General features: G+C 36.3%; 1 protein-coding gene. It reads left to right on the top strand.

All coding sequences use genetic code 11. The features are described 5' to 3' along the window. Positions 1-22: 22 nt before the first annotated feature. On the top strand, positions 23-256 hold a 234-nt coding region (locus tag SB660_RS22020; RefSeq protein ID WP_486304218.1), incomplete at its 3' end, for a peptidase associated/transthyretin-like domain-containing protein.

Raw genomic sequence — 256 nt, 5'->3', positions numbered from 1 at the left:
AATAGTAGGGATTATGATTATCATGCTACTTTCTGGTTGTAATCAATTTACAAAGCAGAGTCGACCTAAAAATGAATTAACAGTTTTGACGGTAGAATTTAATAGTGGTGCACCGATTCCTAATTTATATATAAAACTGACAGATGTGGAGTCTGGTAAGAAAATCGAAGAAGCGATGGGCTCTGATGAGGGAGAAGCTACTTTTACAAACCTTGTAGAAGGTAGGGAATATACGATTACTGCAACAACGCTCAAT

Source organism: Bacillus sp. SIMBA_005 (assembly GCF_046535585.1).
GTDB lineage: Bacteria > Bacillota > Bacilli > Bacillales > Bacillaceae > Bacillus > Bacillus pumilus.
Note: the sequence above shows the minus strand (reverse complement) of the source record. Positions and strands in the feature narration are given on the sequence as shown.